Below are 22,723 nucleotides of genomic sequence, written 5' to 3' on the forward strand. Positions count from 1 at the left end.
CATCAGGACCGAAACGGTAGGAGACTCCCGAATGAACCAGGCAGCAGGCGCCCGCTCGGGCAAGCCCGAGGTGGGTCCGATCGAGGGCGCGCCGCCCGCCGACCTCGTCATCGAGGACATCACCGTCGGCGAGGGGCCGGAGGCCCAGCCGGGGCAGCTGGCCAGCGTCCACTACGTGGGGGTCGCACACTCCAACGGTCGCGAGTTCGACTCCTCGTGGAACCGGGGTGAGGCGTTCGAGTTCCAGCTCGGCGCCGGTCACGTCATCTCCGGCTGGGACCGGGGCGTCGTGGGCATGCGGGTCGGCGGCCGGCGCCGCCTGACCATCCCTCCGCACCTGGGCTACGGCGACCGGGGCGCCGCCGGCGTCATCAAGCCGGGCGAGACCCTGGTCTTCGTCGTCGACCTGCTCGGCGTCCGCTGAGCGGAGGATGACCCGCTGGGCGGGCACGCACCGCCGGGCGGAGGATGATCCCTCCGAACGGACGGTGCACCGCTCGGGTCAACGGCGAACCGCCGGGCCACGGGCCGGTGCGGACGGTGGACGACGCCGTCGGCACCGGCCCGCTGCCAACGTCAATGGACTGGCTGGGCGGGCTCCCGGTCGAGGCGCTGCACGCCACGGTGCCCCTGGGCCTCGGGCGCCGGAGGTCAGCAGGGCACCAGCTCCCGGTCGGCGCACGGGTCCACGATCGGGATGACCCGGTGCAGGCCGGTGGCCCGCAGCACCCGCTCGACCACCGGGTCGGGACGGACCAGCACCAGCTCACCGCCCCGGGCGCGCACGCGCAGGTGCGCGGCGACCAGCGCCCGCACCCCGGCCGCGGAGAGCAGGCGGACGCCGGAGAGATCCAGCCGGAGCACGGGCCGGGCCGGGGCGGCCCAGAGCGCGGAGCGGAACGCGGCGACCGTGGCGATGTCGACCTCGCCGGTCGCCCGCACCTCCACCTCGTGGTCGGCCACGGTGATGTCCACGTGGAGCCGGTCGTCGCGCTGTCCCATGCGACGAACCTATCCCCCGCCACCGACAATTCCGCCCTGCTGAGGGACCGGATCCGGGTACGCCCAGGGTCATACCCCGAGACTCCCGGATCCCCCTCAGGGATGATGCGACGAGGGCCTGCGGGCTGCACATCGGCGGGCGAGAATGAGCCGATGGTCGCTCCCCGCCGCCGCGCGCCCCGGCTGATCCGCCCCGTCCGCGAGCCCGCCACGGTCCCGCCGCCGCTCGACGGGCCGTGGACGCCCACCGACCGGCGGCTCGACTCGGTGGAGCTGCTGCCGCTGCCCGACGGGGTGTCCGGTCCGGAGGACGTGGTCGTCGATCCGTCCGGCCGGGTGGTCAGCGGGACGGAGGACGGCCGGCTCTGGTGGTGGCCGGTCGAGGCGCCCCCCGGCACCCGGCCCCGGCCGCTCGCCGACACCGGGGGCCGGCCGCTGGGCGTGGAGGTCGACCCGCTCGACGGCAGCCTCGTGGTCTGCGACGCGTACCGGGGGCTGCTGCGGGTGACCGGCGACGGTGCGGTGCGCGAGCTGGGCGGCCTCGGGGCGAGGGCGAACCTGGCCGACAACGCCACCGTCGCCCGCGACGGCACGGTCTACTTCACCGACTCGTCCGACCGCTTCCCGCTCTCGCACTGGAAGCGGGACCTGCTGGAGCACCGGCCCAACGGGCGGGTGCTGGCGTACGACCCGCGCAGCGGGCGCACCGACGTCGTCCGCGCCGGGTTCCACTTCCCCAACGGGCTCGCGCTCACCCCGGACGAGTCGGCGCTCATGCTGGTCGAGACCGCCGCCCATCGACTGGTGCGGGTCGCGCTGGCCGACGGCACGGTCACCGTGCTGGCCGACCTGCCGGCGTACCCGGACAACCTGACCGCGGTGGGCGACGGGACGTACTGGATCGCGTTGCCCAGCCCCCGCGTGCCGGTGGTCGAGCGGCTGCTGCCCCACCCCCGGCTGCGGCAGCTGGTGGCGGTGCTGCCGGCGGCGGTGCAGCCGAAGCCGCTGCGCTACGGCCTGGTCGCCCTCGTCGACGGCGAGGGGCGGGTGCTGCGGACCCTGCACGGCCCGCACGGCACCTACGACATGGTCACCGGCGTCCGCCAGCACGGCGACCACCTGTGGCTGGGCAGCCTCACGGGCCCCGGCGTGGCCCGGGTGCCGCTGGGCTGAGCCCCGACGCCGGACGGGGCCGGCGGGAAACGCCGGTGCGACCGCCGCGCCAGGGGAACCGGCCCGCATGACGGGTCGGCGGGGAACGCCCCGGTCCGATCGACGCGCCGGGGACCGGCCCGCGTGGTGGCGGACCGGTCCCCCGGGTGTGCGTACGGTCGGATCAGCCGCCGCGGACGGACGGCGCCGGCGCCGGCGAGCCCCCGGCCACCGCGCCGGGGTGCGGCACGGCCGACGGGGATGGCCGCAGCCCGGCCGGCACGGGCAGCGCGCTGCCCTTGACGAACTCGTCCCAGCTGACGTTCCAGGCCGTCCAGCCGTTGCCCTCGGTCAGCTGGACCTCGGTGCCCTTGATGGTGACCAGGTCGCCGACCTGCGTGACGCCCATCAGCCAGTCCGCGGCCTCGTTGGAGACGTTGGTGCAGCCGTGCGAGACGTTGGTGTTGCCCTGATCCCCCACCGACCACGGCGCCGCGTGGATGAACTCGCCGCCCCAGGTGAGCCGTTGGGCGTCCTCGACGTCGACCACGTAGGGGTCGGCCGAGCCCCGGGTGTCGAACGTCGTGAAATCGTGCTTCTCCATGATCACCATCTTGCCGCTGGAGGTCGGCGTGCTCGGCTTGCCCATGCTGACCGGGATCTTGCGGACCACCTTGCCGTCGCGCAGCACGGACATCTGCTTGGTCGCGTTGTCGATCTCCAGGGCCACCTGCCGGCCGATCTTCGACGTGGCGGTGCGGTCGGAGTCGCCGACCCGGTCCTTGCCGATCGGCAGGCCCTCCAGCCCGGCCCGGACGCTGATACGGGTCCCCGGGCGCCAGAAATCGGGGGCCCGGTAATAGGCCTGACTGCCGTCGGACACCCACGACCAGGCGCCCGGCTGCGGCGGATCCGTCTTCACGAACAATCGGCGCTGCACGTCGTCCCTGGCCTCTTTCGGAATGGGTGGGTCGAACGCCACGGTCACCGGCATCGCGGTCCCGTACGTCCGATCACCGGCGAAGTACAACGTGCTGGTGATTTCCGGTTTCGTCGATTTCGGCATCGTGGTGAAGGTGGTCTTCCGGGTCGTCGTCGTGCCCGAGTCGCCCGTGGCTGTCACCTCCGCGGTGTAGGTGCGCCGCGGCTGCAGGGGCGCCTTCGGCACCCAGCCCGAGCCGTCCTCCCGGGGCTCCGCCGCGACCCGCGCGCCCTTGTCGTCGGTGATCCGCACGGCGGTGACCTTTCCGTTCCTGACCGCGGTCCCCACCTCGGCGGTGATCGGCACCTCGCGGGCGCGGTCGGTGGGCGTCACGGTCAGCTCCGGCGCCGCCGCCTGCCCCTCGGCCGGCCGGGCACCCGGCTTGCGGTCGGCGGTGCACCCGCCGAGGGCCAACGGCGTGGCCGCGATGGTCACGGCCAGCACCGTCAGTCGCCGCCTCAACTCCATGATGCGTCCCCCCGTTGTCTGGTGTCCTCAGCCACATTCTCTCCACGCCGCGCCGGGTGGACGCGCAATTTCCAGGGAATTGCGAAAGCAATTATGGGAAGCATTTCCCGCACTGCACGGAAAAGGGCCGCACGCGCCGGTTTCCGGGTCCGTCCGGAATCGTCCGGCCCGCCCACCGGCCGCCCCCTGACGCCCGCCGCGTCCCGGTTCGGGCCACCGCGTCGTCGGTGTCGGCGCACAGCCGTCCCGCACCCGCGATCCGGCGGGCGAGGCGACGCGCGCGGCACGACGCGACCGGGAGCGCCGCCGCCGACGGGCCGGCCGGTCGTCGTCAGTCGTGGTTGCGTTCCCACCGGCCGCCGACCGGTGGGGTGTCCAGCCGGACGGCGGAGTCCGCGTTGCCGGCGAAGTCGTTGTCCTCGACCCGGCAGTCCACGCAGCTGCCCTGCTCGGTGACCCACAGTCCGTGGTTCTGGGTGCTCGGCTCCCGGTTGTCCCAGATCCGGTTCCCCCGGATGGTGGCCGACTCGACGGCCGCGTTGATCGCGATGCCGGCCCGCACCGGCGGCCCGGCGGGCAGCTCGTACGGCGTGCCCGGCGGCGGAGTGCCCCCGCTCCACCCGCTCGGGGAGTCCGGCCGGATCGGCGCGAGGGTGAGCTCGGTGTCGTCGTTGGCCGCCACCACGGCGATGCGCTCGCCGACCCGCACCACCTTGCCCCGGTGCCCGTCGTTCGGCCAGTTCGCCCGCCGGTCCACCACCGACTTCCCGGTGTAGCGCACCGAGTCGCCGTGTGCGCTCGTCGCGGGCGCCCACTGCCGCCCGTTGTTCCGGATCCGGTTGGCGACCAGGAAGACGTCGCGGACCGGACGGTCGAAGCGGATGGCGTCGGCGCTGTTGCCGTAGAAGTCGTTGCTCTCGATGACGATCTCCTCGGCGACGTGCCCCTCGGACCCGCCGAGGTTGCGCTGGTGGTAGCCGTACCGGCCGTTGCCGCTGATCCGGTTGCCGCGGATCGTGTACGGACCGGGGGTGTTGCCGATGCTCACCCCGTCGCGCAGGTTGCCGTCGATGACGCAGTCGGTGAGGATGCCGCCCCGACCGGCGGTGTGCGTGGTGCCCTTCGCCGAGACGTGGAAGCCCGCCTCCAGGTTGCCGGTCATGGTGCACGCGGAGACGATCAGGCCGTTCGCGCCCCAGTCGGAGATGCCGAAGCGGTTGCCCTGGGCGTGGCAGCCGATGATCCGTACGCCCCGTGGGCGCAGGTGGTCCGCCTCCTGCAACTCGAGGAAGATGCCGTTGGTGGCGTTGGCCACCGCGCTGCAGTTGACGATGTTGAACCGCTCGATGCTGCCCCAGCCGCCGATGCCGATGCCGATGCCCGCGCCGCCCATCTCGGTGCCGTTGTCCAGCCGCCCACACCCGGTGACCAGCACCCCGTCGATCAGGCAGTCCTGGAGGAAGTCGCAGCCCAGGCCGGTGGCGGCGGTGTGGTGGATGTACAGGTTGCGGAAGACACCGCGGACGACGTACTGCAACCCGAGCCCCTTGGCCAGGGGGTTGTAGTCCGCCGACGCCACGCCCGAGCCGTCGATCTCGAAGTCGGCGAAGGTGCAGTCGGCCAGGTGCCGGTCCCGGTCGGCGCCGTGCTGGAGGGTGGTGTAGAACGCCAGCGGCGCCGGGTCGGCCCGGTTGCCGGCGTTGCTGAGCACGAAGCGGGTCGCCCCCGGGCCGGCGCCGACGAGCGACACCCCGGTACGCCACACGGTGCCCGAGTCGCGCATCGAGTAGACCCCGGGCGGGCAGTAGATGATCCTCGCCCGGCCGTCGGCGGCGTACGCGTCGCCGAGCCGGTCCACCAGCGCGGCGAGCGCCGGCTGGTCGTTGGCCGTCCCGTCGCCGGCCAGGCCGTGCTCCCGGGCGTCGCAGAGCAGCGGGGCACCGGCCACCGCGTGGCGACGCACGCCTGCGGCGGAGGCCATGTCCGGGTACGCCACTCGTCCTCCCCTCGGCGGGACTGCCCGGCCCGCATTCCCGGCCCGTCTCGGGGGAAACGCCTGCCGCGACGACGACGGCCCCGGCCCGCCGGGAGGCGGAGAGCCGGGGCCGTCGCGGACGCGGGTCAGACGTTGGCGATCAGGACCGCCGGCCGCTCGACGCAGTCGGCGACGTGCCGCAGGAAGCCGCCGGCCACCCCGCCGTCGCAGACCCGGTGGTCGAAGGTCAGGCTGAGCTGCGTCACCTTCCGCACGGCGAGCTGCCCGTCGACCACCCAGGGCTTGTCCACGATCCGTCCCACCCCGAGCAGCGCCGCCTCCGGGTGGTTGATGATCGGGGTGGAGCCGTCGACGCCGAAGACGCCGTAGTTGTTGAGCGTGAACGTGCCGCCGGTCAGCCGGGCCGGGGGCAGCGTGCCGGCCCGGGCGGCCGTGGTGGTCGCGGTCAGCTCGGCGGCCAGCTCGGCGGTGGTCAGCCGCTGCGCGTCCCGCAGCACCGGCACGACCAGCCCCCGGTCGGTCTGGGCGGCGATGCCCAGGTGCACCCCGGCGGACTGGACGATCCGCTGGCCCTCGGTGTCGACCCGGGCGTTGAGCTGCGGGTACCGGCGCAGCCCGGACAGGCAGATCCGGGCCAGCAGGGCCAGGATGCTCACCGGCGCGTCCGGGGTCGCCGCGTTGATCGCCGCGCGGGTCTCCAGCAGCCCGGTGGCGTCCACGTCCACCCAGATGGTCACCTCGGGGATCTCTCGCCGGCTGCGGGAGAGCTTGTCGGCGATCACCTTGCGGATGCCGGTCAGCGGGACGACCAGGTCCTCGGCGCCGGAGGCCGCCGACCCGACGGGCTCGTCCGGCACCGCGGCCAGCCGGGCGGCCGGCGTCGCCGCCCCGGCGACGGCGGCCTCCACGTCCGCCCGGCGCACCACGCCGCCGGGGCCGGTGCCGCGCAGGGCCGCCAGGTCGAGCCCGTGCTCGCGGGCCAGCCGGCGCACGATCGGCGAGATGACCAGGGGCGCCGCCGCGCCGTCCGGACGGTCGGCCGCGCCGGCCGCAGTCGCCGCCGGGGCGGGAGCCGCCGGCGGTGCGGCGTGGGCGGGAGCCGCCGGGGTGGGATCGGGTGCGGCCACGAGACGGGGCCGGCGACGCCGCCGCCCCGCGCCGCCATGGCCGGTGCCGTACCCGATGAGGACGTTGCCGGAGCCGGCCCGCTCCTCCTCGCGGTAGGTGGCGTGCGCGGCGGGCTCGTCGCCGGCCCCGCCGCCGCCGTCCAGGGGCGCGATGGTGATCAGCGGCTGGCCGACCGGGCGGGTCTCACCCGCCGCGCCGTGCAGCGCCACGACCCGCCCGGCGTACGGGCAGGGCACGTCGACGACGGCCTTGGCGGTCTCCACCTCCACGACGCTCTGGTCCACCGTGACCACGTCGCCCACGGCGACCCGCCACTCGACGATCTCGGCCTCGCTCAGCCCCTCGCCCAGGTCGGGCAGGAGGAAGACCTGCGCCCCGTCCACGGTGGTCACGCCGCGCTCCCCCGGCTCAGCCAGCGCCCGTCGGGCTGGTCGTCCCACTGGAGCCGGGCCACCGTGTCGAGGATCCGGTCCACCGACGGCAGGTGGGTGTGCTCCAGCATCGGCGCCGGGTACGGGATGTCCAGCCCGGACACCCGCAGCACCGGGGCGTGCAGGGCGTGGAAGCAGCGCTCCTGCACCCGGGCGGCGATCTCGGCGCCCACCCCGGCGAAGCCCTGGGCCTCCTGGATCACCACGCACCGGCCGGTACGCCGGACCGAGGCGGTGACGGTCTCGTCGTCGAACGGCACGATGCTGCGTACGTCCACGACCTCCAGGTCCCAGCCCTCCTCGCGGGCGGCCTCGGCGGCCTCCAGCGCGACCGGCACCGCCGGCCCGTACGCGACGAGGGTGCCGTCGCGGCCGGGGCGACGCACGACCGCCCGGCCGATCGGCGCGGTGGCGGCCGGCAGTTCCGCCTCGGCGCTGGAGAAGTAGAGCTTCTTCGGCTCCATGAACACGACCGGGTCGGGATCGTCGATCGCCTGGCGCAGCAGGGAGTACGCGTCCTCGACCGTCGCCGGGGTGACGACCTTCAGGCCGGGGGTGTGCGCGTAGTAGGCCTCGCTGGAGTCGCAGTGGTGCTCGACGCCGCCGATGCCGCCGGCGTACGGCACCCGGATGACGATCGGCACGCTGAGCGCGCCCCGGGTGCGGTTGCGCACCTTCGCCACGTGCGAGGCGATCTGCTCGAACGCCGGGTACGCGAACGCGTCGAACTGCATCTCGACCACCGGGCGCAGCCCGGACATGGCCATGCCGACGGCGAAGCCGACGATGCCGGCCTCGGCGAGCGGCGTGTCGAAGCAGCGCTTGTCGCCGAAGCGGGCCTGGAGGCCGTCGGTGATCCGGAAGACGCCGCCGAGCGCCCCGACGTCCTCGCCGAAGACGACCACCCGGTCGTCGTCGAGCATCGCGTCGGCGAGCGCGGCGTTGAGCGCCTTCGCCATGGTCAGGGCGGCCATCAGCGCTCACCCTCCTCGTCCTGGGCGGCGGCCAGCTCGGCGCGGACCTGCTCACGCTGCTCGACCAGCTGCGGGGTGGGCTCGGCGTAGACGTGCTCGAAGAGGCTCATCGGGTCGACCGTCGGCTGCGCGTTCATGCGGACGCGCAGGTCGGCGGCGTACGCCTCGGCCTCCTCGGCGACCGCGGCGACGGCGGCGTCGTCGAGCGCGCCCCGGGCCCGCAGGTACGCCTCCAGCCGGGCCACCGGGTCCCGGTCCCGCCAGGCCTCGACCTCGGCGCCGTCGCGGTAGCGGCTCGCGTCGTCGGCGTTGGTGTGCGCCTCCATCCGGTAGGTGTGCGCCTCGACCAGGAACGGGCCCTTGCCGGAACGGGCGTGCGCCACCGCGCGGGTGAGCACCGCGAGCACGGCGACCGGGTCGTTGCCGTCGACCTGTTCGCTGGGCACCCCGTACCCCACGCCCTTGTACGCCAGCGACGGCGCGGCGGTCTGCCGCGACAGCGGGACGCTGATGGCGTACCGGTTGTTCTGCACGAAGTAGACGACGGGGGCCTTGAACACGGCGGCGAAGTTGACGCCCTCGTGGAAGTCGCCCTCGCTGGTCGCCCCGTCGCCGATGAACGCCAGCGCGACCGTGTCGCGTCCCTGGTACGCCTCGCCGTAGGCCAGCCCGGCGGCGTGCACGCACTGGGTCGCCAGCGGGGTGCACTGCGGGGCGGTGTGCCGCTCGGCGGGATCGTAGCCGCAGTGCCAGTCCCCGCGCAGCAGGGTCAGCACCTCGACCGGATCGATGCCCCGGGAGACCAGGGCCATCGACTCGCGGTAGGTCGGGAAGACCCAGTCCGTGTCGCGCAGGGCGAGGACGGCGCCGACCTGGCAGGCCTCCTGCCCGCGCGAGGACGGGTAGACGGCCAGCCGGCCCTGCTTGGTCAGGGCGGTGGCCTGGACGTCGAAGCGGCGGCCGACGACCATCCGCCGGTGCATCTCGACGAGCGCCTCGACGGGCGGCTCGGGATAGTCGGCGGGGGCGCGCAGTGGCGTGCCGGTGGGATCGAGCAGGCGGACGGGCTCGGTGGCCGGGAGCAGCGGCGTGGCCGGGTCGGGCGGGGTGGCCTTCCGACGGCTGCGCGGGGATGCCCTGCGGACCGCCTCGGGTGTGGTCGTCACGGCGGGACCTCCTGGACGTGTGGTGGGCCTATGCTCCTGCTGTCGGATGATTGACTCAAGATCCAGGACAAACGCGGGACGGATGGCATGGGACAGGCGGCGAGATGAGCCAGGAGTCCGGGGGCGCAGCGGAGCCGGTGGCCGGAACGGGACGTTCGGCGCGACCGTTGGACGACGTGGACCGGCGGATCCTCGACGAGCTGGTCCGCGACGGCCGCACGTCGGTGCGTACGCTCGCCGAGCGGATCCACATCTCCCGCACCAACGCGTACGCCCGGGTGGAGCGGCTGCTGCGCGACGGGGTGATCACCGGGTTCCGGGCCCAGGTCGCGCCCGAGGCGGCGGGGCTGGGCACCTCGGCGTACATCGCGTTGAAGATCGAGCAGAACACCTGGCGGGAGGTGTCGGCGGAGCTGGCCCGGGTGCGCTACATCGAGCACGCCGCCCTGCTCGGCGGCGACCACGACGTGCTGGCCCTGGTCCGGGCGCCGGACAACGCCACCCTGCGCGACGTGGTGCTGGGCCGGGTGCAGAGCATCGCCGGCGTGCTCTCCACCCGCACCTGGCTGGTCTTCGAGGAGTTCGACGGCGAACGCAGCCCGTGGGAGTGAACCGGCGCGGCGGTCTGCCCGCTCAGCGCTCCGGTGGGGCCTCCAGCCCCTCCCGGTCGGCCAGCTCTAGCAGCGGCTCCAGGGAGAACCGCCGGTCGTCGAGGCCGGCGTGCGGGTCGCCGCGCTCGGCGAACCGGGCGGGCATCGTGGCCACGGCGAAGTCCTCCGGCCGGGCGTCGTCCAGCTCCGACCAGTCCAGCGGCGCGGAGACCAACGCCTGGGGGGTGGGACGGATCGAGTACGCCGAGGCCATCGTGTGGTCCCGGGACATCTGGTTGTAGTCGACGAAGACCGGCCGGTCCCGCTGCTCCCGCCACCACGTGGTGGTGACCAGCTCCGGCAGCCGGCGTTGCATCTCCCGGCCCAGCGCCAGCACCGCCCGCCGGCAGTCGCCGAAGCTCCACCGGGGCTCGATGGAGAGGTAGACGTGCAGGCCCCGCCCGCCGGTGGTCTTCGGGTAACCCGTCAGGCCCAGCTCGGTCAGGAACGCGCGCACCTCGTGGGCCACCGGCACCACCTGGTCGAAGCCCACCCCCGGCATCGGGTCCAGGTCGATGCGCAGCTGGTCGGGTCGCTCCACGTCGGCGGCGGAGACCGGCCACGGATGGAACCGCAGCGTGCCGAGGTTGGCCGCCCAGATCACCACCGCCAGCTCGCTCGGCGCGACCTCGTCGGCCGTACGCCCGCTCGGGAAGGTGATGTGGGCGGTGCGCACCCACTCGGGCGCCCCCGCCGGCAGCCGCTTCTGGTAGAAGGCGTCGCCCCGGTTGTCCTGCCGGGTGCCGATCTTCGCCCCCTCGAACACGCCGCGCGGCCACCGCTCCAGCATGGTCGGGCGGTTCCGCAGGGCGCGCAGGACGCCGTCGCCGACGGCGAGGAAGTAGGACACCACGTCCCGCTTGGTCAGCCCGAGTTCCGGGAAGTACGGCTTGTCGGGGCTGGAGACGCGCACCAGCCGCTCCCCCACCTGGATCTCCTCGGCCGGCGTCGCCACGCCTGACACCGTAACCCGCCCGCCCGCCCGGCACGGGCCGCGCGCCCCGGGGTGTAAGGAAGGGCCCCTTGTTGGGCGGTTTCAAGGGGTCGTTGCAACGCGTTGGCTAGTCGGTGACGGCTAGGAGCTTAACGAGGCGCTCGGCTGGGGTGTCCCAGCCGAGCGTTTTGCGTGGGCGGCCGTTGAGTTCGGCGGCGACGGTGGCGAGGTGGTCGGGGCTGTGGACGGCTAGGTCGGTGCCTTTGGGGAAGTACTGGCGCAGCAGTCCGTTGGTGTTCTCGTTGGAGCCGCGTTGCCAGGGTGAGTGCGGGTCGCAGAAGTAGACCGGCATCTGCGCGGTGATGCTGAACTGATGGTGCATCGCCATCTCGATGCCTTGGTCCCAGGTCAGAGACCGTTTCAGATGGTGCGGCAGGGTGGCCATGGCGGTGAGCAGGCCGTCGCGGACCCGGTCGGCGCTGCGGCCGGCGCCCAGGTGCACGAGCAGGACGTAGCGGGCGGAGCGTTCGACAAGTGTGCCGATGGCGGAGCCGTTGTCCTTGCCGATGATTAGGTCGCCTTCCCAATGTCCGGGCACGGCACGGTCGTCGGCCTCGGCGGGCCGTTCGCTGATCATCACCATCGGATGGGTGAAGCGGGGCTGGCGCTGGCCAGGCTGACGGCGGGGACGTCGCACCGCACGGCCGGTGCGCAGCGCGGCGGTCAGTTCTCGGCGCAGTTCGCCACGGCCCTGGACGTAGAGCGCCTGGTAGATCGTCTCGTGTGACACGTGCAGCTCGTTCCGCTCGGGAAAGTCACGGCGCAGCCGACGGCTGATCTGTTCCGGGCTGTGCTTGCAATCCAGCATGGCCTGGACGTGTTCCCGCAGCGCCGGGCACGCGGTGATTTTGCCGATCTTCGGACGAGGCCGCCTGCTGTCGGCGCGTTGCTGGGCTGCGTAGGGCCGGTAGTCACCGCTGTCCGGGTGCCGATTGCGGCGGATCTCCCGGCTGATCGTGCCTGGCGAACGCCGCAGCTCAGCGGCGATCGCCGCCTGCGAGGCACCCTCCCGCAGCCGATCAGCGATCACGATCCGCTCGGCCTGAGACAGAAACCGGTCTGCCACGGCCAAAGACCGGGCAGCGGGAGGTACTCCCTGCTGCCCGGCCTTCGTCTGGATCGTGCGGCCGTACCGCCAGCGGTGACCAGTCTTGCGATTGATCCCGACCAGCCGGCACGCTTCACTCGTACTTACACCCCGCGCCACAAGATCCAAATATGCCTGACGCTCCGCGCGAAGCTTCTTCGCTCCCTGCGGCCGGCGATCCCCACGGATCTCGAACACTGCAACCCCTGATCAGGTCAGGCGTTGCAACGATCCCTAGAACCCAAGACGTTGGCAAGGGGCCCTTCCTCACAGGTCCGCGCGGACTCAGCTCATCTCCTCCTGGAGGCGCACCAGGAGCATCTTCTTGCCCTGTTCGCCCGCCTTGCGGTTGTTCTCCTGGATCTTCCGGAACCAGGTGGCCAGTTCCGTGTCGCCCCGCGCGTCGGCGTCGGCGACGTAGTTCTCCAGTTGCCAGATGTGCTGCAACGACATCTGCAGCGCGTGGATCAGGTCGTAGTTCTGGTCCTTCACCGGGCTCGCCGGCTCCCTGACCATGGTGGCCACGGCGCACCTCCCCGTCTCGGTGATCGGTGGAGGCAGCGCTTACCCGACCCGGCACCGATCACGCCCGGCGGCGGTCCCGGCGCCTTCCGCCGGACCCGGTCGACGGCGTCGTCCGAAATCGGACCCCCCGGGGCGATGACTCCGTCGTCCGTCGGTCGTCATATCTCTGGACGGCGGCACGTGATGATCGGGTGGACCAGGACGGAGGACGGTTCGTGGGTCAAGGTGGCACGGGATCGGGCGGGGTCGGTGAGAGGACGGTGGGTGACGCCGTCCGGGAGGGCGACGCGCAGGCGTTCGCGGAGCTGACCGACCGGCACCGGCGGGAGTTGCAGGTGCACTGCTACCGGATGCTCGGCTCGTTCGACGACGCCGAGGACCTCGTGCAGGAGACGTTCCTGCGGGCCTGGCGGAGGCGGGAGACCTTCCAGGGCCGGTCCACGGTGCGGGCCTGGCTCTACCGGATCGCGACCAACGCCTGCCTCGACTTCCTCGACCGCCGCCACCGGCAGCCACGTCCGCTCGTCGTGCCGACGGTGTCCCGCGCCGCCAGGCCCGGCCGGACCTCGTTGCCGCAGGTGGAGGTCCCCTGGCTCCAGCCGTACCCGGACCGGTTGCTCGACCCGGCCGCGCCGTCCGACGGCGAGCCGGACACCGCACTGGTGGCGAAGGAGACCATCGAGCTGGCGTTCCTCGCCGCGATCCAGCACCTGCCGTCCCGGCAGCGGGCGGTGCTCATCCTGCGCGACGTGCTCGGCTGGCCGGCGGCCGACACCGCCGCGCTGCTCGACGGCACGGTCGCCGCGGTCAACAGCGCCCTTCAGCGGGCGCGCGCCACCCTCCGGCAGCACCTGCCGCAACGACGGATGGAGTGGTCGACGGCGACCGACCCGAGCCATGAGGAACGGGCGGTGCTCCAGCGGTACGTGGAGGCCACCGAACGCGGGGACCTGACGGCGCTGGCGGCGCTGCTGAGTGAGGACGCCCGCTTCACCATGCCACCCGAACCGACGTGGTACGAGGGACGGGCCGCGATCGTGGAGTGCTGGGCCCCCGCGCTGGTCGGACCCGCCGGCGGCAAGGACTGGTGTCACGTGCCCACCCGGCCAACCGCCAGCCCGCCGTCGCCGGCTACGTGCGTGAGCCGGGCCGGTCCCGCTACCGGGCGCTGGGCCTCGACGTGCTCCGCATCGAGGGTGGCGAGATCGTGGAGGTGACCGCGTTCCCGCCCCGCGTCCTTGCGGCCTTCGGGCTGCCGCTGACCCGGTGACCACGGCCGCGGCGATGAGTTCTTCGTGCCCCGACCGTCTCCACCGGGGCGGCCGGCGTCAGCGGCGCGCCGCTGACGCACCGGAAGACAGAGGCAGGAGCGAACCCGCATGACCCAGCGGAGAGTCGTCAGCCGGGACGAGTGGGAAACGGCCGGTGCGGACCTGCTCGTCAAGGAGAAGGAGCTGACGCGGGCACGCGACGCGTTGAGCGCCCGGCGGCGCCGGCTGCCGATGGTCCGGATCGACAAGGAGTACGCCTTCGAGTCTCCGGACGGCCCGGTGGACCTTCCGGGCCTGTTCGGCGGCCGCCGTCAGCTCATCGTCCGGCACTACCTCGACCTGACGGCGCTGGGCCGGCAGGAGGAGGAGCTGGAATACCCGCAGCAGTGGTGGCGGCACCACGACCGGTGCGACGATCGACACCACGGGACCGGGCATCGTGACCGGATGCCCGCGCGGGTCGTCGGCCACCCGACGGAACTGGAGCAGCACTGACCATGGCGACCTACGTGTTGATTCCCCCGGCGGGCAGCGGGCCCTGGTACTGGCACCTCCTGGCGGGCCAGTTGCGGGACCGGGGGCACGACGTGGTGGCGGTCGACCTGCCGTGCGCCGACGACTCGGCGGGGCTGACGGAGTACGCCGACGCCGCCGTCCGGGCCATCGGAGACCGTACGGACCTGGTCGTCGTGGCCCAGTCGTTCGGCGCGTTCACCGGCCCGTTGGTGTGCGACCGCGTCGGCGCCGAGCTGCTCGTGTTGTTGACCCCGATGGTGCCCTCGCCCGGTGAGTCGCCGGGCGAGTGGTGGGAGAACACGGGCTACGCACACGCCAGGCAGGTCCAGGCCGAGCGCGAGGGCTGGACGCCGGAGCAGGACGGGGACCCCGGCGTCATCTTCTTCCACGAGCTGCCGCCGCCGCTGGTCGAGGAGGCCAAGGCGCATGCCCGGGACCAGTCGGGCACGCCGTTCGAGAAGCCCTGGCCGCTCGGTGCCTGGCCCGAGGTGCCGACCCGGGCGCTGCTCTGCCGGGGGGACCGTTTCTTCCCGATCGACTTCCTGCGCCGGCTGGTGTCCGACCGGCTGGGCGTCACGCCCGACGAGATGGACGGCGGGCATCCGGTGGCCCTCAGCCGGCCGCGTGAGCTGGCCGACCGGCTGGAGGAGATCCGGCGGGAGGTCGTCGGCGTCGCCCGCGCCACGCCGACCCGCCGGCGGTGACCGGCCGCGCCGGGCGGCCGGGTTCGGGGCCGGCCGCCCGGCGCACCGTGTCATCCGGCATCTCGAACCGCACCGACCCGCCCCACGAAGCCCGGTGCGGACGGGACCGGCGGCGGGATCGGCCGGCCCCGGCGGGAGCGGACACGGTCGGCCAGCCGGTGCGGTTATCCGGCGCGTGCCCCGGGTAGGGGTTGCCGCATGGCGGAACTGGCGACGCTCTGGATCGTCCGGCACGGCGAGAGCACGGCGAACGTGGCGGCCACGGCGGCCGAGGCGTCCGGCGCCGAGCTGATCGACCTGACCCACCGGGACGCGGACGTGCCGCTGAGCCCCACCGGGGAGGAGCAGGCGCGGGCCACCGCGCGGTGGCTGGCCGGGCTGCCCGAGGCCCACCGGCCCGACGTGGCGGTGGTGTCGCCGTACCTGCGGGCGGTGCGGACCGCCGAGCTGGCGCTGGCCGGCACCGGCATCCCGCTCACCCGCGACGAACGGCTGCGCGACCGGGAGTTGGGCATCCTGGACGGCCTGACCGGGCAGGGGGTGCGCCGGCGGCACCCGGAGGAGGCCGCGCGCCGCGACCGGCTCGGCAAGTTCTACTACCGGCCGCCGGGCGGGGAGTCCTGGACCGACGTGGCGCTGCGCCTGCGTGCCCTCCTCGGCGACCTGCGCCGCGACCACGAGGACCGGCGCGTGCTGCTGTTCGGCCACGACGCCCTGGTCTTCCTGACCCGTTACCTGGTGGAGGGGCTCACCGAGACGGAGCTGATGGCGTTGACCCGCGAACACGTGATCGCCAACTGTTCGATCACCGGGTGGTCCGCCGACGCCGACGGCCGGCTGACCCCCGACGTGTTCAACGACGTCGGTCACCTGCACGAGCAGGGTGCCCGGCCGACCAGGGAGGACGAGGTCCATGCCGAACCGGTCTGACACCCGGGTGATCACCCCGGGCCTGCTGCGGGACTGGGCGCTGCCCGTGCCGACCGGCGGCAAGGAGGCCCGGGGCACGGTGCTGGTGGTCGGCGGCTCGCGCTTCACCCCCGGCGCGGTGCTGCTCGCCGGGGTGGCCGCGCTGCGGGCCGGAGCCGGGGTGCTCCAGCTCGCCGCCGCCGAGTCCACCGCCGCCGCGCTGAGCATCCAGGTGCCCGAGGCGCTGGTGGTGGGGCTGCCGGAGACCGCCGACGGGGCGGTCGCGGGGCAGCCCGGCGAGCTGCTGGGCGAACTGGTGGCGGAGGCGGACGTGGTGGCCGTCGGCCCCGGCCTCAAGGACATCGACGAGACCGGCCGCCTGCTGCGCCTGGTGCTCGACGCGGCCGGTCCGCAGACATCGCTGGTGCTCGACGCGTACGCCCTGGGGGCCCTCAGCCACGCCCCGGACCTGCTGGTCGGGTCCGGGCGGCCGGTGGTGCTCACTCCCAACCTCACCGAGGCCCGGCACCTGCTCGACCGGGAGCCCGGCGACGACCTGGACGCCGAGGCGACGGAGCTGGCCCGGCGGTACGACGCGGTGGTGTCGCTCTACGGCCACATCGCCACCCCCGACGGCCGGAGCTGGCGGGAGGAGAGCGGCGACGCCGGACTGGGCACCTCCGGCAGCGGGGACGTCCGCGCCGGGCTGCTGGCCGGGCTGTTGTCGCGGGGCGCGGAGCCGGCGCAGGCCGCGTGCTGGGCGGCGTTCGCGCACGCGGTCAGCGGTCAGCGGCTGGTCCCCCGGTACGGCCGGATCGGGTTCCTCGCCCGGGAGCTGCTCGACGAGATTCCGCACACCCTGGCGACCGTCTGACACCTTTCGTCCGGACCCACACAGGCGTGTAACGCCAGCTCACCACGCGGCGCTGGTGGTTGCGGAGGCGTGCATCCCGCCCGCCTCCCGCCGGCCGCTCCCCGCCAGGGGGCGTACCCCGGCTGGAGACAGCTCCTGGGAGTCTGTGTGAAGAACCTCCGTCGCAAGACACTGGCTGCCGCGTCCGCCGTGACGCTCGGCGTCGGCCTCGCCGTCGCCGGCGGGGTGGCCCCGGCGGCGTCGGCCGCCGGCCCGGACACCACGTTCCTGGTCCTCGCCCCGCAGGGCGCCAAGACCGACAAGGCGGCCGCCCGCGTGGCCGCCGCCAACGGCACCGTGGTGGCCAGCTACGACCAGATCGGCGTGCTCGTCGTCCGGTCGACCAACCCCGACTTCGTCACGGACGTGGCGGGCGCGGGCGTCGACTCGGTGGCGTCCACGGCCGGCCTGGGCACCGCCCTCGACGAGGGCGAGACCCTGGAGGTCTCCGCGGCCGAGGCGGCCAACACGACCGCCGACCCGACCAAGGAGCCCCTCTTCGGTCAGCAGTGGGACATGCCGATGATCGACGTCCCGCAGGCCCACGCCGTCAACGCCGGCCGCGCCGACGTGGTGGTGGGCGTGCTGGACAGCGGCATCTCGTCCAGCCACCCCGACCTGGCCACCCAGATCGCGAAGAACAAGAGCACGTCCTGCATCGGTGGCGTCACCGACACCACCGAGGCCGCCTGGAACCCGACCACCTCCGACCACGGCACCCACGTGGCCGGCACCATCGCCGCCGCCGTCAACGGCGTCGGCGTGACCGGGGTCGCCCCGGGCGTCAAGGTGGCCGCCGTCAAGGTGGTCAACGACGACGGCTACATCTACCCGGAGGCCGCGGTCTGCGGGTTCATGTGGGCCGCCGAGCAGGGCATGCAGGTGACCAACAACAGCTACTACATCGACCCGTGGCAGCTCAACTGCCGCAACGACGCGCGCCAGCGTCCGGTGTGGAAGGCCATCCAGCGGGCCCTGCGTTACTCGCAGGGCAAGGGCGTGCTGCACGTGGCGTCCGCGGGTAACAGCAACTGGGACCTCGCCCACAAGATCACCGACACGGGCAGCCCGAACAACGGGACGCCCGAGGAGCGCGAGAACCTCACCAACTCCTGCCTCATCCTGCCGGGTGAGGCGCCGGGCGTGGTGACCGTGTCGGCGGTCGGCCCGACCGGGCAGAAGAGCTACTACTCCTCCTACGGCCAGGGTGTGGTCGAGGTGACGGCGCCGGGTGGCGACACCCGCTTCCGCACCCGGGGTGCCAGCTCGACCTCCACCGACGGCATCCTGTCCACCACCTACAACACCGCCACGAAGACCAACGGCTGGGGCTTCAAGCAGGGCACCTCGATGTCCTCGCCGCACGCCGCCGGCGTGGCGGCGCTGGCCGTCTCGGCGCACCCGGGCATGGCGCCCGGTCAGCTGTCGGCCTTCCTGGGCAACACCGCCGAGGCGATCGCCTGCCCCGGTGGCGTCTACAACCCGGTGCCGCTGATCGCGGCCGGTCCGAACGCCTACGACGCGACCTGCTCCGGCGGCAAGCGCAACGGCTTCTACGGCTCCGGCATGGTCAACGCGTACAACGTGGTGCGCTGACACCACGGCACGACAGCGACAGGGCCCGGCGGTTCACCGCCGGGCCCTGCCCGTTTTGGCTGCTCACCCCGGGGGTACGGGAGAAGTCGTCAGCCGAGCGAGGAGGTCAACGGTGTCCACCGATGCCATCGTCCTGTTGAAAGAGGACCACAAGGAGATGCGCCGCCTGTTCAAGGCGTTCCAGGATGCCGAGGAGGGTCCGGCGGCGCGCCGGCAGAAGCTGGTGAACGAGATCCTGGAAGCCCTCACGGTCCACACCTACCTTGAGAACGAGGTGATGTACCCCGAGGTCCGCAAGCTCCTGCCCGACCTGGAGGACGACATCCTCGAGTCGTACGAGGAGCACCACGTCGCCGACGTGCTCTGCGCCGAGCTGTTCACCATGGACGCCGGCGACGAGCGCTTCAACGCCAAGACCACGGTGCTGATCGAGAACGTCCTGCACCACGTCGAGGAGGAGGAGCAGGAGTGGTTCCCGAAGGTGCGCGAGGCCCTCGGCCGTAAGCAGCTCCAGGAGATCGGCGAGCGGATGATCGCGCTGCGCGCGGACGCGCCGCGCAAGCCGACCGACCCGAAGGCGATCAAGAAGTCGCTGGACGCCGTAACGGCCTGAGCGGACGGAACCTCCACGGGCCCCGGTGCGCCGGGGCCCGTCGTCACGCCGGGGGTGCGGGCAGGATCCGCCGCAGCGCCGGGGGCGCGGTCCGGGGCCGCCACTCCCGCGGGTAGCCCACCGAGACCTCCTCGAAGCGCACCCCGTCGTGCCAGGTGGTACGAGGGATGTGCAGGTGGCCGTAGACCACCGCGGCGGCGTCGAAGCGCAGGTGCCAGTCGGCGGTCGACTCGGTGCCGCACCACTGGGCGAAGATCGGGTAGCGCAGCACCCGGGTCGGCTCGCGCAGCAGCGGCCAGTGGTTGACCAGCACCGTCGGCAGCCCCGGCTCCCGATCGGCGAGCCGACGCGCGGCCTCGGCGACGCGGGCCGCGCACCACGCCGACCGGCTCGGGTACGGATCGGGATGCAGCAGGAACTCGTCGGTGCAGACGACCCCCACCCGGTACGCCTCCTCCAGCGCCGCCTCGGGGGTGTCGAACCCGTCCGGGCGCCAGCTGTGGTCGTAGAGCAGGAACAGCGGCACGACCTGCACCGGGCCGCCCTCACCCCGCCACACCGGGTACGGGTCCTCCGGGGTCAGCACGCCCAGCCGCCGGCAGGCGTCCACCAGGTACGCGTAGCGCGCGGCCCCCCGCAGCGCCACCGGGTCGGCGGGCGGTGTCCACAGCTCGTGGTTGCCCGGCGCCCAGACGACCTTCGCGAAGCGGCGGCTGAGCAGGCCGAGGGCCCACTCCACGTCGGCCACGGTGTCGCCCACGTCCCCGGCGACCAGCAGCCAGTCCCGCGGCGAACCGGGGCGCAGCCCCTCGACGACCGCCCGGTTGTCCCGGTGCCCGACGTGCAGGTCACTGATGGCGAGCAGGCTGCCGCCCTCGCCGTCCTCCCCCGCCATGCCGCTGATCCTAGGCAGCGGCGCGCCCGGCCGCGAGTTCCCCGCACCGGCGCCGGGCCCCCGCGACCCGTCGCCGGGCCCCGGAAGGGTCAGTTGCCGGAGCCCGGCTCGGCCATTCTGCGGTGCTGCGCCGCATTGAGCTTGTCCGGGAGGATCTTGCCGGCGGCGGTCTGCACCTTGGTGAGCAGCGAACCCGCAGTCACCGTCTGGTCGCCCCGCAGCATCGCCGCGAAGCCCTGCTCGGCCACGGTCCGCGGGTCGTCCTTGCGTCCCGAGGCGACCCGGGTATCCGCCATCTCGGCACGGTCGAAGAACTCCGTGTCTGTCGGCCCCGGCATCAGCGAGGTCACCGTCACCCCGGTGTCCTTCAGCTCGTCGCGCAGTGCCTCCGCGAAGGACTGCACGAACGACTTCGAGGCGTCGTAGACGGCCTGGAAGGGGCCCGGCAGGGTGGCGGAGATCGACGAGGTGAACAGGACCCGGCCGGCGCCGCGCCGCACCATGTCGGGCAGCAGCAGCTTGGCCAGGTGCACCGTCGAGCGCACGTTCAGGTCGACGACGGCCAGCTCGTCCGCGAGCGTGGTGCCCCCGACGAACTCCCCACCGGCGCCCCGCCCGGCGTTGAGCGCCAGCGCGTCGACCGGGCGGCCGGCCACCGCCGCCGCCAGCTCCTCGACTCCCTCGGCACGGGTCAGATCGGTCCGGACGGGATCCACCCGGGGTCCACCGTCGCGCCGCAGCCGCTCCGCCACCGTGCCGATCCCGTCGTCCTCGGCGGCGATCAGCAGGTCGTACCCGTGCTCGACGAACTGGACCGCCAGTTCGTACCCGATGCCGCTGGACGCGCCGGTCACCACGGCGAACGGTCGGTCCGTGCCCGATGTGGTCATCTCCTCGTCACTCCCCTCGTCGGCTGGCGGCCCGCGCATCCGAGGCCGTCCAGGTGTGCTGTGCCCCGGTGTGTGCTGTGCCCCGGTCCGGGCCGGTTAATCCCCACATCGACACCCGACCACCTCGCCGGGGGTCCGTCGCCGGGGCGAGGTGGGCCGGGAACCGCCGGGGTCGACCCGGTAGGATCGGCGCGGGCCGTGACTGGCGCGTAGGGATGGGGCACCATCGGGAAGCGGTCCCGTCATGAGGACGCATGCCGAGCGCCTGGGCCTTCCGCACGTCACTGGAGGTCGCATGTCGTCGCTGAACGCCGAATCCACCGCCTTCCGCAGCGCCCTCGAGGTGATCCGCGCCGTCGAGCCCCGGGTGGCCGACGCCATCGGCGCCGAGCTCGCCGACCAGCGCGAGTCGCTCAAGCTCATCGCCAGCGAGAACTACGCCTCCCCCGCGACCCTGCTGACCATGGGCAACTGGTTCAGCGACAAGTACGCCGAGGGCACCGTCGGGCGCCGCTTCTACGCGGGCTGCCAGAACGTCGACACCGTCGAGGCGCTCGCCGCCGAGCACGCCCGGGAGCTGTTCGGCGCCGCCCACGCGTACGTGCAGCCGCACTCCGGCATCGACGCCAACCTGGTGGCGTTCTGGGCGATCCTGGCCGACCGGGTGGAGTCGCCGGCGCTGAAGAAGGCCCAGGTCCGGCAGGTCAACGACCTCACCGAGGCGGACTGGTTCGCGCTGCGCCGGGAGCTGGGCAACCAGCGGATGCTCGGCATGTCGCTGGACGCCGGCGGCCACCTCACCCACGGGTTCCGGCCGAACATCTCCGGCAAGATGTTCGACCAGCGCAGCTACGGCACCGACCCGGTCACCGGCCTCGTGGACTACGACAAGGTCGCCGAGGCGGCCCGCGAGTTCAAGCCGCTGATCCTGGTCGCGGGCTACTCGGCGTACCCGCGGAAGGTCAACTTCCGGATCATGCGGGAGATCGCCGACTCGGTCGGCGCCACCTTCATGGTCGACATGGCGCACTTCGCCGGCCTGGTCGCCGGAAAGGTCTTCACCGGCGACTTCGACCCGGTGCCGCACGCGCACATCGTCACCACCACCACCCACAAGTCGCTGCGCGGCCCACGCGGCGGCATGGTGCTCTGCCAGCCCGAGCTGGCCGACCAGGTCGACCGGGGCTGCCCGATGGTGCTCGGCGGCCCGCTGCCGCACGTGATGGCCGCCAAGGCCGTCGCCCTCGCCGAGGCCCGCCGCCCCGACTTCGCCGACTACGCGCAGCGGATCGTCGACAACGCCCAGGCCCTCGCCGAGGGGCTGCTGCGGCGCGGCGGCAAGCTGGTCACCGGCGGCACCGACAACCACCTGGTGCTGATCGACGTCTCCGGCTACGGGCTCACGGGCCGGCAGGCCGAGCAGGCGCTGCTCGACTCGGGCATCGTCACCAACCGCAACTCCGTCCCGCAGGACCCGAACGGCGCCTGGTACACCTCCGGCATCCGGATCGGCACCCCGGCGCTGACCAGCCGGGGCCTCGGCACCGCGCAGATGGACGAGACGGCCGAGCTGATCCACACCGTGCTCAGCCAGACCACGCCGGGCGCCAACCCGGACGGCACCCCGTCCAAGGCCAAGTACGTCCTCGACCCCGCCGTCGCCGACCGGATCAGCAAGCAGGCCAGCGACCTGCTGACCGGCTTCCCGCTCTACCCGGCCGTCGACCTAGGCTGACCCGCACCACCCGACGCCCCCGCCCGGCCCCGCCGAGCGGGGGCGCCGTCGCCCCCGCCCGTCCCCGCCCCCGTCCCCGTCCCCGTCGTGGCATCGCCCTGTGCCGCGTCGATCATGCAGTTTTGG

The 22,723-nt window shown here is 73.4% G+C and carries 22 protein-coding genes and 1 riboswitch; of the genes, 11 read left to right on the forward strand and 11 right to left on the reverse strand.

What is annotated here, in order from left to right; all coding sequences use genetic code 11:
• The first annotated feature begins 31 nt into the window (after positions 1-31).
• A complete protein-coding gene (locus ACN27A_RS05730) occupies positions 32-424 on the forward strand; it encodes an FKBP-type peptidyl-prolyl cis-trans isomerase (RefSeq protein ID WP_132234624.1) in 393 nt (130 codons plus the stop codon).
• Between the two features lie 227 nt (positions 425-651).
• On the opposite strand, the gene ACN27A_RS05735 is transcribed toward ACN27A_RS05730, so the two are convergent.
• Positions 652-1,002, reverse strand: a complete 351-nt coding sequence (locus ACN27A_RS05735; RefSeq protein ID WP_311411202.1) for an STAS domain-containing protein — start codon at positions 1,000-1,002, stop codon at positions 652-654.
• A gap of 153 nt (positions 1,003-1,155) precedes the next feature.
• Here ACN27A_RS05735 and ACN27A_RS05740 point away from each other — a divergent pair, with 153 nt between their 5' ends.
• A complete protein-coding gene (locus ACN27A_RS05740) occupies positions 1,156-2,175 on the forward strand; it encodes an SMP-30/gluconolactonase/LRE family protein (RefSeq protein ID WP_421450228.1) in 1,020 nt (339 codons plus the stop codon).
• A 163-nt stretch (positions 2,176-2,338) separates the two neighbouring features.
• Here ACN27A_RS05740 and ACN27A_RS05745 read toward each other — a convergent pair whose 3' ends face one another.
• The 5 genes from ACN27A_RS05745 to pdhA all read right to left on the reverse strand — a co-directional run bounded on the left by ACN27A_RS05745 (position 2,339) and on the right by pdhA (position 9,299).
• A complete protein-coding gene (locus ACN27A_RS05745) occupies positions 2,339-3,604 on the reverse strand; it encodes an Ig-like domain-containing protein (protein ID WP_421450229.1) in 1,266 nt (421 codons plus the stop codon).
• Positions 3,605-3,935: 331 nt separating this feature from the next.
• Positions 3,936-5,585 carry a right-handed parallel beta-helix repeat-containing protein gene (locus tag ACN27A_RS05750; protein WP_421458376.1) on the reverse strand — a complete coding sequence of 550 codons (1,650 nt, stop codon included), beginning with the start codon at positions 5,583-5,585 and terminating at the stop codon, positions 3,936-3,938.
• A gap of 140 nt (positions 5,586-5,725) precedes the next feature.
• Positions 5,726-7,120, reverse strand: a complete 1,395-nt coding sequence (locus ACN27A_RS05755) for a dihydrolipoamide acetyltransferase family protein (RefSeq protein WP_421450230.1) — start codon at positions 7,118-7,120, stop codon at positions 5,726-5,728.
• On the reverse strand, positions 7,117-8,133 hold the full coding sequence (locus ACN27A_RS05760; protein ID WP_421450231.1) for an alpha-ketoacid dehydrogenase subunit beta: 1,017 nt from the start codon (positions 8,131-8,133) through the stop codon (positions 7,117-7,119). The genes ACN27A_RS05755 and ACN27A_RS05760 overlap by 4 nt, the downstream gene beginning before the upstream one ends.
• Positions 8,133-9,299, reverse strand: coding sequence for a pyruvate dehydrogenase (acetyl-transferring) E1 component subunit alpha (pdhA, locus tag ACN27A_RS05765; RefSeq protein ID WP_421450232.1), 1,167 nt, complete (start codon positions 9,297-9,299; stop codon positions 8,133-8,135). The genes ACN27A_RS05760 and pdhA overlap by 1 nt, the downstream gene beginning before the upstream one ends.
• Before the next feature lie 104 nt (positions 9,300-9,403).
• On the opposite strand from pdhA, the gene ACN27A_RS05770 reads away from it, so the two are divergent.
• Entirely contained in the window at positions 9,404-9,910 is a 507-nt protein-coding gene (locus ACN27A_RS05770; RefSeq protein WP_132234638.1) for an Lrp/AsnC family transcriptional regulator, read from the forward strand.
• Positions 9,911-9,932: 22 nt separating this feature from the next.
• Here the strand turns inward: ACN27A_RS05770 and ACN27A_RS05775 are convergent, their stop codons facing one another.
• The 3 genes from ACN27A_RS05775 to ACN27A_RS05785 form a co-directional block, all read right to left on the reverse strand.
• Positions 9,933-10,904 (reverse strand): DNA polymerase domain-containing protein, encoded by a 972-nt coding sequence (locus ACN27A_RS05775; RefSeq protein ID WP_421450233.1) that lies wholly within the window; start codon positions 10,902-10,904, stop codon positions 9,933-9,935.
• A gap of 106 nt (positions 10,905-11,010) precedes the next feature.
• On the reverse strand, positions 11,011-12,159 hold the full coding sequence (locus ACN27A_RS05780; protein ID WP_421458377.1) for an IS30 family transposase: 1,149 nt from the start codon (positions 12,157-12,159) through the stop codon (positions 11,011-11,013).
• Positions 12,160-12,315: 156 nt separating this feature from the next.
• The gene (locus tag ACN27A_RS05785; protein ID WP_132235041.1) at positions 12,316-12,546 is read right to left on the reverse strand and encodes a hypothetical protein; all 231 of its coding nucleotides are present in this window, start codon (positions 12,544-12,546) and stop codon (positions 12,316-12,318) included.
• A gap of 269 nt (positions 12,547-12,815) precedes the next feature.
• On the opposite strand from ACN27A_RS05785, the gene ACN27A_RS05790 reads away from it, so the two are divergent.
• The 7 genes from ACN27A_RS05790 to ACN27A_RS05820 all read left to right on the forward strand — a co-directional run bounded on the left by ACN27A_RS05790 (position 12,816) and on the right by ACN27A_RS05820 (position 19,077).
• Complete coding sequence (locus ACN27A_RS05790) at positions 12,816-13,772, forward strand: RNA polymerase subunit sigma-70 (RefSeq protein WP_421450234.1); 957 nt, start codon at positions 12,816-12,818, stop codon at positions 13,770-13,772.
• A 162-nt stretch (positions 13,773-13,934) separates the two neighbouring features.
• Positions 13,935-14,321, forward strand: a complete 387-nt coding sequence (locus ACN27A_RS05795; RefSeq protein WP_421450235.1) for a DUF899 family protein — start codon at positions 13,935-13,937, stop codon at positions 14,319-14,321.
• 2 nt (positions 14,322-14,323) lie between these two features.
• Positions 14,324-15,046 (forward strand): alpha/beta hydrolase, encoded by a 723-nt coding sequence (locus ACN27A_RS05800; protein ID WP_421450236.1) that lies wholly within the window; start codon positions 14,324-14,326, stop codon positions 15,044-15,046.
• A 198-nt stretch (positions 15,047-15,244) separates the two neighbouring features.
• Positions 15,245-15,976 carry a histidine phosphatase family protein gene (locus ACN27A_RS05805; protein ID WP_421450237.1) on the forward strand — a complete coding sequence of 244 codons (732 nt, stop codon included), beginning with the start codon at positions 15,245-15,247 and terminating at the stop codon, positions 15,974-15,976.
• On the forward strand, positions 15,960-16,829 hold the full coding sequence (locus ACN27A_RS05810; RefSeq protein WP_421450238.1) for an NAD(P)H-hydrate dehydratase: 870 nt from the start codon (positions 15,960-15,962) through the stop codon (positions 16,827-16,829). Before ACN27A_RS05805 ends, ACN27A_RS05810 begins: the two co-directional genes overlap by 17 nt.
• Positions 16,830-16,976: 147 nt before the next feature.
• The gene (locus tag ACN27A_RS05815) at positions 16,977-18,464 is read left to right on the forward strand and encodes a S8 family peptidase (protein WP_421450239.1); all 1,488 of its coding nucleotides are present in this window, start codon (positions 16,977-16,979) and stop codon (positions 18,462-18,464) included.
• A gap of 112 nt (positions 18,465-18,576) precedes the next feature.
• A complete protein-coding gene (locus tag ACN27A_RS05820; RefSeq protein WP_132234652.1) occupies positions 18,577-19,077 on the forward strand; it encodes a hemerythrin domain-containing protein in 501 nt (166 codons plus the stop codon).
• A gap of 43 nt (positions 19,078-19,120) precedes the next feature.
• On the opposite strand, the gene ACN27A_RS05825 is transcribed toward ACN27A_RS05820, so the two are convergent.
• Positions 19,121-19,972 (reverse strand): metallophosphoesterase family protein, encoded by an 852-nt coding sequence (locus tag ACN27A_RS05825; RefSeq protein WP_421450240.1) that lies wholly within the window; start codon positions 19,970-19,972, stop codon positions 19,121-19,123.
• Between the two features lie 89 nt (positions 19,973-20,061).
• The gene (locus ACN27A_RS05830; RefSeq protein WP_421450241.1) at positions 20,062-20,862 is read right to left on the reverse strand and encodes an SDR family NAD(P)-dependent oxidoreductase; all 801 of its coding nucleotides are present in this window, start codon (positions 20,860-20,862) and stop codon (positions 20,062-20,064) included.
• Positions 20,863-21,050: 188 nt separating this feature from the next.
• A riboswitch (ZMP/ZTP riboswitch) is annotated at positions 21,051-21,140 on the forward strand.
• Positions 21,141-21,157: 17 nt separating this feature from the next.
• On the opposite strand from ACN27A_RS05830, the gene ACN27A_RS05835 reads away from it, so the two are divergent.
• Entirely contained in the window at positions 21,158-22,597 is a 1,440-nt protein-coding gene (locus ACN27A_RS05835) for a glycine hydroxymethyltransferase (RefSeq protein WP_421450242.1), read from the forward strand.
• Positions 22,598-22,723 lie beyond the last annotated feature (126 nt).

Origin of the sequence: Micromonospora sp. WMMD737, from assembly GCF_049179055.1 — a bacterium.
Taxonomy (GTDB): Bacteria; Actinomycetota; Actinomycetes; order Mycobacteriales; family Micromonosporaceae; genus Micromonospora; species Micromonospora reichwaldensis.

Bases quoted from the DNA above. Each gene is read 5' to 3' on its own strand.
- ACN27A_RS05730 (WP_132234624.1), top strand. From the start codon at position 32: ATGAACCAGGCAGCAGGCGCCCGCTCGGGCAAGCCCGAGGTGGGTCCG.
- ACN27A_RS05735 (WP_311411202.1), bottom strand. From the start codon at position 1,002: ATGGGACAGCGCGACGACCGGCTCCACGTGGACATCACCGTGGCCGAC.
- ACN27A_RS05740 (WP_421450228.1), top strand. From the start codon at position 1,156: ATGGTCGCTCCCCGCCGCCGCGCGCCCCGGCTGATCCGCCCCGTCCGC.
- ACN27A_RS05745 (WP_421450229.1), bottom strand. From the start codon at position 3,604: ATGGAGTTGAGGCGGCGACTGACGGTGCTGGCCGTGACCATCGCGGCC.
- ACN27A_RS05750 (WP_421458376.1), bottom strand. From the start codon at position 5,585: ATGGCCTCCGCCGCAGGCGTGCGTCGCCACGCGGTGGCCGGTGCCCCG.
- ACN27A_RS05760 (WP_421450231.1), bottom strand. From the start codon at position 8,133: ATGGCCGCCCTGACCATGGCGAAGGCGCTCAACGCCGCGCTCGCCGAC.
- ACN27A_RS05770 (WP_132234638.1), top strand. From the start codon at position 9,404: ATGAGCCAGGAGTCCGGGGGCGCAGCGGAGCCGGTGGCCGGAACGGGA.
- ACN27A_RS05785 (WP_132235041.1), bottom strand. From the start codon at position 12,546: ATGGTCAGGGAGCCGGCGAGCCCGGTGAAGGACCAGAACTACGACCTG.
- ACN27A_RS05795 (WP_421450235.1), top strand. From the start codon at position 13,935: ATGACCCAGCGGAGAGTCGTCAGCCGGGACGAGTGGGAAACGGCCGGT.
- ACN27A_RS05800 (WP_421450236.1), top strand. From the start codon at position 14,324: ATGGCGACCTACGTGTTGATTCCCCCGGCGGGCAGCGGGCCCTGGTAC.
- ACN27A_RS05805 (WP_421450237.1), top strand. From the start codon at position 15,245: ATGGCGGAACTGGCGACGCTCTGGATCGTCCGGCACGGCGAGAGCACG.
- ACN27A_RS05810 (WP_421450238.1), top strand. From the start codon at position 15,960: ATGCCGAACCGGTCTGACACCCGGGTGATCACCCCGGGCCTGCTGCGG.
- ACN27A_RS05825 (WP_421450240.1), bottom strand. From the start codon at position 19,972: ATGGCGGGGGAGGACGGCGAGGGCGGCAGCCTGCTCGCCATCAGTGAC.
- ACN27A_RS05830 (WP_421450241.1), bottom strand. From the start codon at position 20,862: ATGACCACATCGGGCACGGACCGACCGTTCGCCGTGGTGACCGGCGCG.
- ACN27A_RS05835 (WP_421450242.1), top strand. From the start codon at position 21,158: ATGTCGTCGCTGAACGCCGAATCCACCGCCTTCCGCAGCGCCCTCGAG.